General features: G+C 66.6%; 11 protein-coding genes. 6 read left to right on the top strand and 5 right to left on the bottom strand.

The genetic code is table 11. The features are described 5' to 3' along the window. Window positions 1-18 precede the first annotated feature (18 nt). Window positions 19-885 carry a GntR family transcriptional regulator gene (locus tag C566_RS21340; RefSeq protein WP_231386320.1) on the bottom strand — a complete coding sequence of 289 codons (867 nt, stop codon included), beginning with the start codon at window positions 883-885 and terminating at the stop codon, window positions 19-21. A 270-nt stretch (window positions 886-1,155) separates the two neighbouring features. On the opposite strand from C566_RS21340, the gene C566_RS0110660 reads away from it, so the two are divergent. The 5 genes from C566_RS0110660 to C566_RS0110640 all read left to right on the top strand — a co-directional run bounded on the left by C566_RS0110660 (window position 1,156) and on the right by C566_RS0110640 (window position 6,308). Then, on the top strand, window positions 1,156-2,421 hold the full coding sequence (locus C566_RS0110660; protein ID WP_018774327.1) for a RuBisCO large subunit C-terminal-like domain-containing protein: 1,266 nt from the start codon (window positions 1,156-1,158) through the stop codon (window positions 2,419-2,421). A gap of 1 nt (window position 2,422) precedes the next feature. After that, on the top strand, window positions 2,423-3,721 hold the full coding sequence (locus C566_RS0110655; RefSeq protein ID WP_018774326.1) for a four-carbon acid sugar kinase family protein: 1,299 nt from the start codon (window positions 2,423-2,425) through the stop codon (window positions 3,719-3,721). Window positions 3,722-3,773: 52 nt separating this feature from the next. Continuing rightward, window positions 3,774-4,817 carry a zinc-dependent alcohol dehydrogenase gene (locus C566_RS0110650; protein ID WP_018774325.1) on the top strand — a complete coding sequence of 348 codons (1,044 nt, stop codon included), beginning with the start codon at window positions 3,774-3,776 and terminating at the stop codon, window positions 4,815-4,817. Window positions 4,818-4,897: 80 nt separating this feature from the next. Continuing rightward, window positions 4,898-5,929: a 2-keto-3-deoxygluconate permease gene (locus C566_RS0110645; protein ID WP_018774324.1), complete on the top strand. Its 1,032-nt coding sequence runs from the start codon at window positions 4,898-4,900 to the stop codon at window positions 5,927-5,929. A gap of 136 nt (window positions 5,930-6,065) precedes the next feature. Then, the gene (locus C566_RS0110640; protein WP_018774323.1) at window positions 6,066-6,308 is read left to right on the top strand and encodes a hypothetical protein; all 243 of its coding nucleotides are present in this window, start codon (window positions 6,066-6,068) and stop codon (window positions 6,306-6,308) included. 391 nt (window positions 6,309-6,699) lie between these two features. Here C566_RS0110640 and C566_RS0110635 read toward each other — a convergent pair whose 3' ends face one another. From C566_RS0110635 to C566_RS0110620, 4 genes are all read right to left on the bottom strand, one after another. Then, on the bottom strand, window positions 6,700-7,890 hold the full coding sequence (locus tag C566_RS0110635) for an ATP-binding cassette domain-containing protein (RefSeq protein WP_018774322.1): 1,191 nt from the start codon (window positions 7,888-7,890) through the stop codon (window positions 6,700-6,702). After that, window positions 7,887-9,386, bottom strand: coding sequence for an ABC transporter permease (locus C566_RS0110630; RefSeq protein ID WP_018774321.1), 1,500 nt, complete (start codon window positions 9,384-9,386; stop codon window positions 7,887-7,889). Before C566_RS0110630 ends, C566_RS0110635 begins: the two co-directional genes overlap by 4 nt. A 110-nt stretch (window positions 9,387-9,496) precedes the next feature. Continuing rightward, on the bottom strand, window positions 9,497-10,552 hold the full coding sequence (locus C566_RS0110625; protein ID WP_018774320.1) for an iron ABC transporter substrate-binding protein: 1,056 nt from the start codon (window positions 10,550-10,552) through the stop codon (window positions 9,497-9,499). Window positions 10,553-10,732: 180 nt separating this feature from the next. Next, complete coding sequence (locus C566_RS0110620; protein WP_018774319.1) at window positions 10,733-11,923, bottom strand: glycoside hydrolase family 76 protein; 1,191 nt, start codon at window positions 11,921-11,923, stop codon at window positions 10,733-10,735. Window positions 11,924-12,117: 194 nt separating this feature from the next. Here C566_RS0110620 and C566_RS0110615 point away from each other — a divergent pair, with 194 nt between their 5' ends. Next, the gene (locus tag C566_RS0110615) at window positions 12,118-12,939 is read left to right on the top strand and encodes an SDR family NAD(P)-dependent oxidoreductase (protein ID WP_018774318.1); all 822 of its coding nucleotides are present in this window, start codon (window positions 12,118-12,120) and stop codon (window positions 12,937-12,939) included. Window position 12,940 lies beyond the last annotated feature (1 nt).

The raw sequence follows: 12,940 nt of genomic DNA, 5'->3' as shown, positions 1-12,940 counted from the left end.
TGCAGTGGTAGTCGCTTTTTAGCGTGCTCCTCGTTCAAGGTCGGCTAGTTCTGATTCAAGTTGCTGGGTCAGGTTCCGTAGGCGGCGGATGTGCTCTTGGGAGACGCGCCCGGGCTGGCTGGTGACTTGCGCGTCGACGTCGAAGACTGTGTTGGGGCTGTGCCAGACATTGAACCATTCGAGACCATGGCCGAGGGCGTCCCGTGTCACGCCTTGGAGCAGGAGCAGTGGTTCCCTGGTGTTGATGTTCAGTTTCCGCGCCAGGTCAGGGTCTGAGGACACAGCCTGGACCTGACGGGGACCGCCGGCCGGGTGGTAACCATGGTCGCGCATCAGGCTCAAGAGTGACGCGTTTTCGAGCAGTTCTGCGGTGAAGTGCGGGAAGAAGTCGCGCGGGACCCACGTCCGCATGAAAGCAACAGGAAGATCATCGAGGTAGCGAACCCGCTCAATTTTCCACGTGTTGGAGGTGTTAAGGGCCTCGATGCCTGCCGGGGGCGGCTCGGAGGGCTCTACGGCAAGAACGTGAGTGCGCAGGCGCTGGCCGTGCGCGGCAGCCTGTTCATCCAGACCGCCCGCACGCTGAACGTGCCGGCGGAGGACAGGTGTTGCGGCCACGACGCTTCCGCGGCCGCGCTGACGTCGGATCAGGCCGAGGTCAGAAAGGCCGGACAGGGCCTGACGCACGACGCTGCGGGAGACCCCAAATTGCCTTTGCAGTTCCTCTTCCGTGGGCAGGGAGGAGCCTGGAGAGAGCGCGAGGTCCACGATCTGCCGGTGCAGGATGTCCCGGATCTGTGCATGGAGAGGGCCTCCGGCTTCCCGGTTCAAACCGCCGGCGCGTCCCGTCGGCTCCGACCCTTTTTCTGCTGGTTCCAAACTCACGCTAACTCCTCTGCCGCTATGCAAATCTTAGCCCTCCGCCGACTGCTTACCGGGCTGGCGAGTTATCAACCGGTCTTGACGTGACCTACGCCACCTATTATTGTACGTATCAAAGGTACGTACAACTTCGGCCGGGGAATCACAGGAGATGCCGTGGACCCGAAGGGCGAGTCACCTGCTTGAGCCCGCATCGGCGCGTGAGCGAAGTGAAAGTACCTGCAGGTGACAGTCGGATACGTGAGTTTCACAACCCCTCGAATTGGAGAGTCCATGCGCGACCCGCGCTCGGTGCGTTGCACCTATTACTTAGAGTCCGAAATTGACCCCGGGAAGGCCGCAGCCATCATGGCGGGCGAGCAGTCCAGCGGCACCTTCCTGCCGGTGCCCGGTGAATCGTCCCGGATCCGGGAACGGCACGCCGCCCGGATATCCGATGTTCAGGAGCTCGGCTTTTGCCGGCCTTCCTTGCCGTCACGGGCCAACCCGGAAAAAGTCCGTGCCGCTCTGGTGACCGTTGATTTCCCGATGGAGAACGTCGGCACCGACCTGGCCACCCTGCAGACTGCCATAGCAGGCAATCTCTTCGAGCTGGGCGATCTGTATGCCTGCCGGCTCCAAGACATGCAGCTGCCCGAGGACTTCGTCGCCGCCCACCCTGGCCCGGCCTTCGGCATTGAAGGAACCCGTAAGCTCATCAGTGACGTCCAGGGCGTGATGGTCGGCACCATCGTCAAACCCAATGTCGGGCTCTCGGAAGACGAGTTCCGGCTGGTGGTCCGGGATCTGGCGATGGCATCCATTGACCTGATCAAGGACGACGAGCTCATGACTGATCCGGCGTACCTGCCGCTGGAGCGCCGGGTCGCGGTCGCGACAGAAGAGATCCGCGCCGCCGAGCAGGTTACCGGGCACTCGACCATGTATGCCTTCAACATCACTGGAGACCTTGCCGGGCTGCAAAAGCGCCACGATCTGGTGGTTGAAGCCGGTGGCCGCTGTGTGATGCTGAACATCCCGGTCATGGGTATACCGGCCCTGGCTCTGCTGCGCAGCTTCGCCGAGGTCCCCATTCACGGCCACCGCGCCGGCCTCGCGGCGTCCATGCGGTCCAAGGCCCTGGGGATGGACTACCGGGTCTGGCAGCAGATGGCCCGCCTTGCCGGCGCGGACCACCTGCACGCCAGCGGACTGGGCAGCAAATTCTATGAACTCGACGAGGAAGTCGCCGCCAACATCCAAAGCCTCCTCAAACCACTCGGGCAGACCATCGCACCGCTTCCCGTGTTGTCCTCCGGGCAGAACGTCACCACTCCCGGTCCCACGTTTGACGCGGTTGGTTCCACGGACCTGATGATGCTGGCCGGCGGCGGGGTCGCGGCCCACCCGGACGGTCCCGGCGCCGGAGTGCGTACCCTGCGCCAGGCGTGGGAAGCCGCCGTGGAGGGAGTGCCACTTGCGTTCGCCGCGGACAAGCTGGCCCAAACGGGGGACGATGCCCTCCTGCACGCAGTCCAGACTTTTGCGAAGGGTGCCTGACATGCCAGCTTTCGGTTTCGTTGCAGACGACCTCACCGGAGCCGCCGACGTCCTGGCTCAGTCCCACCGCTACGGGTTGGAGGCTGCGCTTGTCATCGGGGACGCACCGCTGCCCACGGACACCGACGTCGTCGGGTTCGCAGGACCGGCCCGCTCCCTGTCCGGAACAGCGTTCGACAACCTGGTCACCCATGACCTTGCCGGGATTGCGGCCCTGAATCTGGAGGTGCTGCTGTACAAGGTCTGCTCCACATTCGACAGCTCAACCACTGTCGGGAGCATCGGCCGCGGGATCCAACTGCTCCACGAGCAATTTCCGCTGCACGGGCCCATTCCCGTGGTGCCAGCCCAGCCGGGCTTCGGGCGGTACACCGCCTTCAGCAACCACTACGCGACCTACGCCGGCAAGATCTATCGGCTGGACCGCCACCCGGTCATGTCACGGCATCCTTCCACGCCCATGTCCGAGGCGGACCTCCGCAAGGTCCTGGCCGACCAGCTCGGCGGCACCCAGGTGCCCGGGGCTATCCATCTGCCCGCCTATGGCGACGGGACCTTCAAGGACTCCTGGGCGGGCCGGCGCCGGGACCTCGGGGCACAGGCCTTCGTGGTTGATGCCGTGAATGAACACGAGATGGACGCCATTGCAGAAGCCCTCACGCGGGAAGAACACGGCCACGGTCCATCTATCGTCGTGGGATCCGGCGGCATCATGGCAGCCCTGGCCCGATCTATCTCGGACCAGGCTCCGCGCACACCCGGACTGCAACGCCCGTCCGGACCGGTGCTGGCCGTCAGCGCTTCAGCCTCCAGCACCACAGCGGAGCAGATTAATGACTCCATATCGAATGGCTGGGAGGACGTCCCCGTGCCTGCCGAACTACTGCAGCGCGATGACACCGCACTCGTGGCCGCCCTCGATGAACGCGTTTCAGCTGCCCTTCGGGCAGGCCGGAACGTGGTCGTGCACACCACCCGCGGATCGGCGGACCCCCGCTACGGCGCGGGCACGCCGGTGGACGCCGGCTACGTTGGCACGTTGATCGGCGGCATCGCCGCCAGGATGGCCGATGCCGGGCTAACCCGCGACATCGCCGTGTGTGGCGGTGACACCTCCAGCCACGCACTCATCGCCATGGGAGTTCGCCAGCTGCGCGTTTCCGACCAGTTCGTCACAGCCGGCCCAATCCTGCAAGCCGACGGCGCCTCCGCAGTCGGCCGGTGCAGGCTCCTGCTCAAGGGCGGACAGGTCGGCCCGGCCGACGTCCTGCGCCGCTTCGCCGGCCAACTCCCCGGCTGACCCACAAACGATTCCTCCACGCACCACCCGAACCAACGAAAGGCGGCCCCCCATGCGGGCAGTAGTCAAGAACGCAGCCGAGCGAGGCGTCACATACGTCACCGACGCCGGCGACCCCAAGGCAACAGAAGGATCCGTCGTCATCGAAGTAGGAGCCGCGTCCCTGTGCGGCACCGACCGCGAACTCTACGAATGGACCCCCTCAGCCCAGGCATTCAACCTCAACCTCCCGGTCATCCTCGGCCACGAAGGCGCGGGAACCATCGTCGAGGTCGGACCCGGCGTCACCGGGCTTAAAATTGGCGACCAGGTTGCCCTCGAAAGCCACCTGACCTGCGGCCAGTGCTTCCCCTGCCGCACCGGCGACGCGCACACCTGCGAACGCACCGGCATCCTCGGCATGCACATCGACGGTGTCTTCGCCGAGTACGCCGCCGTCCCGCAGGACATCTGCGTCAAGCTCCCCACCGGCCTGTCCCTCGAATCCGGCGCCCTGCTCGAGGCAGCCGGCGTAGCCGTGCACGCCATACAGCGCGCCAACTACTCCGTCGCAGGCCGGGCCGTGCTCGTTAGCGGAGCGGGACCTGTCGGCCTCGTCGTCGTGAACCTCGCACTGCTCATGGGCGCCTCACACGTCATCGCCGTCGACCCCAACCCCTACCGGAGGGCCCAAGCCGAAAAGCTCGGTGCGACGGCCCTGCACCCCAATGACGGCATCGTCGAACGCTGCCGCGAACTGACCGGCCGCCGCGGCGGCTTCGACGTTGCCTTCGAATGCTCCGGGGCTCCCGGCACCCTGACAACGCTCTTCGAAGCCGTCCGCCGCGAAGCCACCGTCATCACCGTCGGACACCCAAGCCGCCCCGCAGAAGTCGATATTGCCGCATACATCAACAAAAAGGGCATCACCCTTCGCGGCATCTTCGGACGCCGGCTCTGGGAAACCTGGGAACAAAGCCTGCTGCTTCTGGACTCCGGAAAGCTGGAGCTGGACTGGCTCATCACCCACCGCAAGAAGCTCAGCGAAATCGACGAAGCCGTCGAACTGCTCACCGGAGACGCGTGCAAAGTCCTGCTTGTCCCGGGCCTCGGCTAAGCACACACCCACCCGCGAATCTGCCCCGCAGAACGCGCCGACCAAAGCACCAGCTACCCAGCTATTCACAGGAGAAATCAATGTCGATTCCCATCAAAAAAGCCCTGGAAAAAGTCCCCGGCGGAATGATGCTGGTGCCCCTTGGCATCGGCGCCGTCATCCATACCCTGGCCCCGGACGCCGGAAAGTTCTTCGGTTCATTCACGGGGGCTTTCTTCACCGGCCTCACCCCGCTCCTTGCAGTGTTCTTCGTTTGCCTTGGGGCAACCCTGGAGGTCAAATCAACGCCCTACATCCTTAAGAAGGGCGGTGTACTGCTCGGCTCCAAAATCCTCTTCGCCATCCTGATCGGCGTCATCGCCGGGCGTTTCCTCGGCGAAGCACCCATCGAATCCGGGATCTTTGCCGGCCTGTCAACCCTCGCACTCGTCGCCGCATTGAACGACACCAACGGCGGTCTCTACATCTCACTGATGGGCCAGTTCGGGCGCAAACGGGACGCAGGCGCCTACTCCATCCTGTCCCTGGAATCAGGCCCCTTCCTGACCATGGTCACCCTGGGAATCGCCGGACTGTCCGCATTCCCCTGGCAGGCACTCGTCGGCGCCATCCTCCCGCTCGCACTCGGCATGCTCCTCGGAAACCTGGACAAGAACATGCGGGACCTCCTGGCTCCACTCGTACCAGCGATGGTGCCGTTCCTGGGCCTGGCCCTCGGACTGACCATCAACCTCAACGCCGTCGTTGAAGCCGGGCTGCTCGGCATCGGCCTAGGCCTGTTTGTGGTCTTCGCCGGCGGCGCCGTGCTGCTGCTGGCCGACAAACTCACCGGCGGCGACGGCGTTGCCGGCCTCGCTGCAGCAACCACAGCCGGAAATGCCGCGCTCGTCCCCGCCATCGTCGCCGCAGCCAACCCCGTCTACGCGCCAGCCGCAGAGCACGCCACCGTCCTCGTGGCAGCCTCGGTCGTCGTCTCCGCAGTACTCTGCCCGATCGTGACCTCATCATGGGCCCGCCGGGTGCAGAAAAAGACGGGCCCAGCAGACAAAGAAGACAACTCCGCCGAGCAGGAGGCGGTGGCCCCCAAGCACGCAGTGGAACCCCAGAACTGACCCCTGGCAGTACTGGAAATAAAGGGCGGGGCGTGCACACGAGTGCCCGCCCCGCCCGATCCTTGTATACCCGGACCTGATGGACGGAAACGCCAAATGCACCGGAAGGAACACCATGAATGCAAACACTCAGCTAGTGAACGTCGCATTCCCCGTATCCCAAACCCGCCTGCTCAGTTACCACAACTGGATCCACCTGAACCCGGGCGACAGAGTGATCGTCAAACGAACCGGATGTGCGCCCGAACGTGGCACCGTGGATGACGTCGGCGAAGATGCCTCATACTTTTGGGTCTGGATTGAGGGCCAAAGCAGAACTCTCATCTTTCACGGCGACGGATCAGTCATTCACAAAATCTTCCCCGAGCCCCACCCGTAGCAACCAATAGGAGACCCCATCACGCGTCTCTAAACCCTAGGGTTGTGAGACAACCTGGAGTGTAGCGTTCCGGGTACCTTGACCGGGCAGTTTTTCGAGCGGGTCACACGGGAACAGAGAGCTCCTGCATGACAACGCTCTATGGCTCCCCGCCAGACGACAGGCTCGATCTGAGTTCTTCCGCTTGAGCAGCCAAAGCCCGGCGCTTCCATGCACGGCTATTGCCGGAGGCGGGGACCGCCGAGGGCGGCGCCGCGCACGTGATGTGCAGACGGATCGACTATCGGACGCAAGCTCCGGATGTATGTCGCTCGTGGGTTGGGTCTAGCTGTGAGGGATTACGACGCCAGGCCCGTTGACCTGCACGACCACGTCTCCCTAAAGCAGCGGACTATTGGGACTGCTGCTCTTCCATCGGGAAGGCGACGGCCTCGCCCACCACGCGAAGCCGCAGCTCCGTGCCGGGGCGGGCGATCGAGGCGTTCCAGTGCCGGATGGTGATGATTTCCCCGCCGCCGGGGTAGCGGTGGTCCGGGACGGCGCCGGCGGCAAGGACCGGCGGGACGGGGAGTTGGAGCCGCACCGTGGTCTCGGGGCCGAAGTAGTCCGTGTCCACCACCGTGCCGCGGATGGGGCCGTCCTCGGAAATGCGGATCTGCTCGGGCCGCAGCATCAGCTGGACCCGGCCCTGGGCCGGCGGGCGGCGCACGGGGATCCCGCCGAGCGAACACGTGGCCAGGGAACCTTCCATCCAGGCATCCAGGATCACGGCGTCGCCCAGGAACTCGGCGGTGGCACGGTCCGCCGGGCGCGTGTAGACGACGAACGGGTTGCCGATCTGGGCCAGCTTGCCGCCGCGCATGACGGCCACCTGGTCGGCGAAGGACAACGCCTCGGCCTGGTCATGCGTGACGAGGATCGTGGTGACGCCGGCGTCCTTCAGGACCTGGGCCACGGCGCGGCGGGTGGCCACGCGCAGGCCGGCGTCCAGGGCGGAGAAGGGCTCGTCCAGCAGCATGAGCGCGGGCTTGCGGGCCAGCGCCCGGGCCAGGGCGACCCGCTGCTGCTGCCCGCCGGAGAGCTGGTGCGGACGGCGCTTGGCCATCGCCGGGTCCAGGGAGACCATTTCCAGCAGCTCGCCCACCCGGGCCTTGACACCGCGGCGCCCGCCGGGGAGCTGGGCGGCGTCCAGCCCGAAGGAGATGTTCTGTCCGACCGTCAGGTGCGGGAACAAGGCGCCGTCCTGGGCGACATAGCCGACGTGCCGCTTGTGGGCCGGGACCCAGGCGTTCTCCCCGGCCACCTTGATCCCGTTGAGCGAGATGCTGCCGGTGTCCGGGTGTTCGAAGCCGGCAATCAGGCGCAGGAGCGTGGTCTTGCCGGAGCCGGAGGGTCCCACGATCGCCGTCGTTCCGCCCTTGGCGACGGAGAGGTTGACGCCCTTGAGGACGGCCTGGGGCCCAAAGTTTTTGGTGACCGCGTCGATTTCCAGGTGGCTGTTGGTGCTGGTGGCCACGGAAGCCGCGACCCGCGGCTCGGGGAGACGCGAGGGGGCCTCACGCGACGGGTAAATATCGGTCACTGTCCGGCTACTTTCTTGGACTGCTGGAAGAGGAGGTAGGTCATGGGTGCTGAGATCAGGATCATCAGCAGCGCATAGGGGGCGGCGCCAGCGTAGTCGATCTCGCTGCTCTTGCTCCAGAACTCCGTGGCGAGTGTGCGGGTCCCGTTGGGCGAGAGCAGGAGGGTGGCGGTGAGCTCGTTGACAATCCCCAGGAACACCAGGGCCGCGCCGCCTGCCGCGGCGGGGGCCGTGAGGCGCAGCGTCACGCGCAGGAAGGCCAGCAACGGCGGCTTGCCGAGCACCTGGGCGGCCTCGTCGAGTTCCTTCGGTGCCTGGGACAGCCCCGAGCGGATGTTCACGAGGGCCCGGGGGAGGAACAGCAGCACGTAGGCCGCGATGAGCAGCGCCGAGGTCTGGTACATGCTGGGCACCATCCGGATGCTCACGGTCACGAAGGCCAGGCCCACCACGATCCCGGGCATGGAGCTGGTGATGTAGTTGGACAGCTCCAGGGACTTGCTGAACCAGCCGGGCCGCCGCACGGCCAGGTAGGCCATGGGGAACGCGACCACGGTGGTGGCGACGGCCGCCGCGAGGCCGTAGGCCAAGGTCTGCAGGAGGGCCGGCATGAATTCCTCGGCAGCCCAGATTTCCGGGCCGCCGGCGACGATCCAGCGCAACACAAACGTCAGCGGCAGCCCGAAAGCCAGCCCGGTGAGGGCGATCAGGGACAGCTGGGCGGGTAGCTGGTAGGCGTGCAGGGGCAGGCGCAAGGCGCGCGCCTGGGCCCCGGAGCCGATCCTGGCGTAGCGGGCGCTGCCGCGGCTGCGGACCTCCACGAGCAGCAGGATCAGGCAGAGGAACACCAGGACACTGGCCAGCATGTTCCCGGCCGTCCCGTTGAACGTGGACTGGTACTGCACCATGATCGCGGTGGTGAAGGTGTCGAAGCGGATCATCGCGAATGCCCCGTATTCGGCCAGCAGGTGCAGGGCGACCAGCAGCCCGCCGCCGGTCATGGCGATGCGCAACTGCGGGAGCACCACGCGGAAGAACGCGCGCCAGGCGCCGAGGCCGAGGGAGGCGGCGGACTGCTCGATCGCCGGATCCAGGCGGCTGAGCGTCGCGGCGGCCGGGATGTACACGAGGGGGAAATAGGACAGGGTGGCGATCAGGACCCCGGACCACAGCCCGCCGAGGGACGGCACGGCGGAAACCCACGCGTAGCTGTTGACGAACGCGGGGATGGCCAGCGGGGCGGCAAGCAGTACGGCCCACCACTTCCGGCCCACAAGGCTGGTGCGTTCGACGAGCCACGCGCCGCCGACGCCCAGGACCAGGCACAGCGGCACCGTCACCACTGTCAGCAGCACTGTGTTCAGCAGGAGCTCGCCCACGCGCGGCCGGATAATCAGGGCGATGGCAGTGTCCCAGCCGGTGGAGGCTGTCATGAAGACCACGTAGGCCAGGGGCACCAGGGAAAACAGGGCGATCAGGACCGCGATGATGGACACGACAGAGACGCCGAAAGGCGGGCGGGGGCGTTTGCCCCTGCCCGCCGTCGTCGTGTCAGTCGTCAAATCCGCAGAGGGACCGGAGACCGCCAGCTTGTTAGTCACTGCTGCTACAGCAGTCCTGCCTGGGTCATCAGTTCGGTGACCTTGGCGGAATTGAGTTTGGCGGGATCCACGGTGGGGGCCTGCAACTCCTTGAGCGGAACCAGCTTGTCGTTGGACGGGACGTCCGAAGCGACAGCGTATTCGAAGGAGGTGCCCTTCTGGAGCACTTCCTGGCCCTTCTTGCCGGTGATGAACTTCAGGAAGGACTGGGCCGCTGCGGCGTTCTTCGAGGACTTCAGCACGCCGCCGCCGGAGATGGAGACGAAGGCGCCCGGGTCCTGGTTCTTGAAGTAGAACGGCGTGACGTTGTTGGAGTTCTCGCCGGTCTTGGCCTGGTCGCCGTAGTAGTAGTAGTGGTAGATCAGGGCGGCGTCGACCTCGCCGGCGTTGACGGCCTTCATGGCCGTGCTGTTGCCCTTGTACGGCTTGGAGTTTTCCTTCATGCCCTTGAGCCATGCCTCAGTGGCGGCTTCACCCTTGAGTTCCAGCAGGGCCGAGACGATCGCCTGGAAGTCGGCGCCGGACGGCGAGGCGGCCCACTTGCCCTTCCACTCGGGGTTGGCCAGGTCCAGCATGGACTTGGGCAGCTTGTCGTCGCTGATCTTGTTCTTGTCGTAGACCAGCACGGTGGAGCGGGCCGCGATGCCGGTCCACTTGTTGGTGGAGGGGCGGAATTCGGCGGGGACCTGGTCCACGGTGGCCTTGTCCACATCCGCGAAGAGGCCGGCGTTTTCCACCTGGGCCATGGCGGGGGAGTTCTCGGTGAGGAAGACGTCCGCCGGTGAGGCCTGGCCTTCCTGGACGATCTGGTTGGACATCTCGGTGTCGTCGCCCTGGCGCACGGTCACCTTGATGCCGGTTTCGGCGGTGAAGGCGTCGATCCACTCTTTGGTCAGGGATTCGTGCTGGGCGTTATAGACCGTGATCTCGCCGGCGGAGGAGCCGTTGCCGGCTGCGCTGCTGCCGGCCGGGGCGGAGGAACCGGAGCCGCAGGCGGCCAGGCCCAGGGCGGCAGTGGCGGCCAGGGCGATGCCCGCCAGCGCGTTGGTGCGGATCTTCATGGGGCTACTTTCTTCAAGGAAGTCGTCGTAGTGCCCTGCCCCCCGTGAGCGGGGAAGTTAGGGCATGCTCACTAAGAAAGACTGTAGGTTAGCCAAACCTAAGCGACCAACCTGAGGCTGGTTTAAGTGATGAGGATCACATGAATTACGATACTGTTGCGTGACGTAATTGTCGCCAGGTTACGGGGCGGGCGCCGGGGCGATCGATGCGGCCGCCTCCAGCACCATCCAGGCCTGGAGCTGCGTGGAGAGTTCGACGGCGGCGCCTTCCGGGTAGCTGCGGCGTGCCGGCGCGTCGGTGCGGTCGGAGAAGACCAGGTGGCTGCCGGGGCGGGCGAGGCGGTCGTGCGCGGGGAGGATCCGGCGGCCTTCCCAGAGGGCCTCGGCCGTATCGTTCACGAGTGCCGCCGCCGTGGCCCGGGTTTCGGCCGGGAGGCGTTCGTCGACGGCGGCGAGGGCCAGGTAACGGACGAGGATCCCGGTGAAGAGTCCGCCGTCGCCGGTTCCCTCGCAGCGCAGCACGGCGGCGGTGCGGCCCAGCAGCGGTGCCGGCTGCGTCAGGTTGCGCGCCACGGCGTCGACCAGTGCGGCCGCGCGCCCGAGGTTGGACTCGCCCCCGAGTTCGAGCAGGGCGCCGAGGACGGGCCCCTGGTTATAGGTGTAGATGGTCTCTTCCAGCACGGCGTCGCCCGTCCCTGAAATCCGCAGGCCGTCGCGGTAGAGGCCCTGTTCGGGCTCGTAGAGCCTGGCGTCCAGCCAGTCCAGCAGGGACTGCGCCTTGGCCCGGTTGCCGGTCCGCGCGTAGTAGAGGGCCACGGGTGCGGTGGTGGGTGTGTTCTTGAAGTCGCGCTTCGTGCTCCAAAACGTACCGCCGCCCAGGTCGTCCGTGGAGGCGGAGTCGAACTGCAGGGTCAGGCTCTTCAGGACCTTGGCGTTGCGCTCCCGGCCGGTGTGCTTGCGGGTGTCCTCGGCGAGCTTGTCCAGCCGGAGGGTGGCAAGGGCCAGCCAGGCCATGTCGTCGTAGTAGTTGTTGACTACCGTGAGGAAATTGCGCAGCCGGATGCCCGTGACGAGCCGGGAGGCGAGCCGGCCGGCGCTGGGCCGGTTCTCGCCGTCGAACTTGGCTCCCGGATTCCCGGGGGATCCCAGTTCCCGGCGGCCGGCGTCCACGAGGCAGTCCAGGTAGTGTGCCTGCCACCAGTAGTGCCAAGGCCGGGAGAGGTTCTTCAGCCGGCCCGAGGGCCGGAGGATCGCGGCGATGTGGGTGCCGGGCAGGAAGAAGAGCCGCTGCCCGAAGAGCCTGGTCACCGAGCGGGCGGCCTCGTCCGCGCGGAAGGACCAGTTGGGGGCGGAGGCGTCGGCTCGGGTCATGGCTCAAGCCTAATCGCGGGAGCCCGTCCGGACCGCGACCGTGACCGCGCCCCCGGCGGGTGCAGCCCAAAGGTGCGCATTGGCCGCATTCCAGTTAACATTCACTAACTAATGTTCCCCGCGGGCCGCCTCTGCAGGCGCCGCCCGCGTCGAGGCTTCGCGGCCGGGGTTCGGTTCCACATCAAGGAGGATGGATGGACATCAAGGGTACTGTCGCGCTGATCACGGGCGGGGCCTCCGGTCTCGGAGCGGCCACGGCCAGGCGCCTGTTCGACGCCGGCGCGTCGGTGGTGCTCGTGGACCTGCCGGGTTCCGCCGGGGACGCCTTTGCCGCCGAGCTGACCGCATCAGCCGCTGCCGGCGCTGCCGGCGCTGCCGCCGGGGACGGGCGCAGCGCCGTCTTTGTCCCCGCCGACGTCACGGACGAGGCGCAGGTGCAGGCCGCCGTCGACGCCGCTGCCGCCCTCGGCGCGCTGCGCATCGTGGTCAACTGCGCCGGGATCGCGACCCCCGGCAAGGTCCTGGGCCGCGACGGCGTGCTCCCGCTGGAGGCCTTCAACCGCGTCATCCAGATCAACCTGGTGGGCACCTTCAACGTGATCCGCCTCGCCGCGGCCGCCATGGCAGCCACCGAGCCCGCCGCCACGGAACTCGGCGGCCCCGAACGCGGCGTCATCATCAACACCGCCTCCGTTGCCGCGTTCGACGGCCAGATCGGCCAGCCCGCCTACGCCGCCTCCAAGGGGGCCGTCGCCGCCATGACGCTGCCGATTGCCCGCGAACTCGCGCGCTCGCTGATCCGGGTGGTCACCATCGCGCCGGGCATTTTCGAGACCCCCATGATGGCCGGCCTGCCGCAGGAGGCGCAGGACTCCCTCGGCCAGCAGGTGCCGCACCCCTCGCGGCTGGGCCGGCCGGCCGAATACGCGAACCTCGCCGCACACATTGTGGAGAACGCCATGCTCAACGGCGAGACGATCCGCCTCGACGGTGCCATCCGGATGGGCCCGAAATGAC

Origin of the sequence: Arthrobacter sp. 131MFCol6.1 (assembly GCF_000374925.1) — a bacterium.
Classification (GTDB): domain Bacteria; phylum Actinomycetota; class Actinomycetes; order Actinomycetales; family Micrococcaceae; genus Arthrobacter.
Note: the sequence above shows the minus strand (reverse complement) of the source record. Positions and strands in the feature narration are given on the sequence as shown.

What these genes read in the sequence shown, in the direction of transcription:
- C566_RS0110655 (WP_018774326.1), top strand. Translation starts at nt 2,423, where the DNA reads ATGCCAGCTTTCGGTTTCGTTGCAGACGACCTCACCGGAGCCGCCGAC.
- C566_RS0110650 (WP_018774325.1), top strand. Translation starts at nt 3,774, where the DNA reads ATGCGGGCAGTAGTCAAGAACGCAGCCGAGCGAGGCGTCACATACGTC.
- C566_RS0110645 (WP_018774324.1), top strand. Translation starts at nt 4,898, where the DNA reads ATGTCGATTCCCATCAAAAAAGCCCTGGAAAAAGTCCCCGGCGGAATG.
- C566_RS0110615 (WP_018774318.1), top strand. Translation starts at nt 12,118, where the DNA reads ATGGACATCAAGGGTACTGTCGCGCTGATCACGGGCGGGGCCTCCGGT.
- C566_RS0110625 (WP_018774320.1), bottom strand. Translation starts at nt 10,552, where the DNA reads ATGAAGATCCGCACCAACGCGCTGGCGGGCATCGCCCTGGCCGCCACT.
- C566_RS0110620 (WP_018774319.1), bottom strand. Translation starts at nt 11,923, where the DNA reads ATGACCCGAGCCGACGCCTCCGCCCCCAACTGGTCCTTCCGCGCGGAC.
- C566_RS0110660 (WP_018774327.1), top strand. Translation starts at nt 1,156, where the DNA reads ATGCGCGACCCGCGCTCGGTGCGTTGCACCTATTACTTAGAGTCCGAA.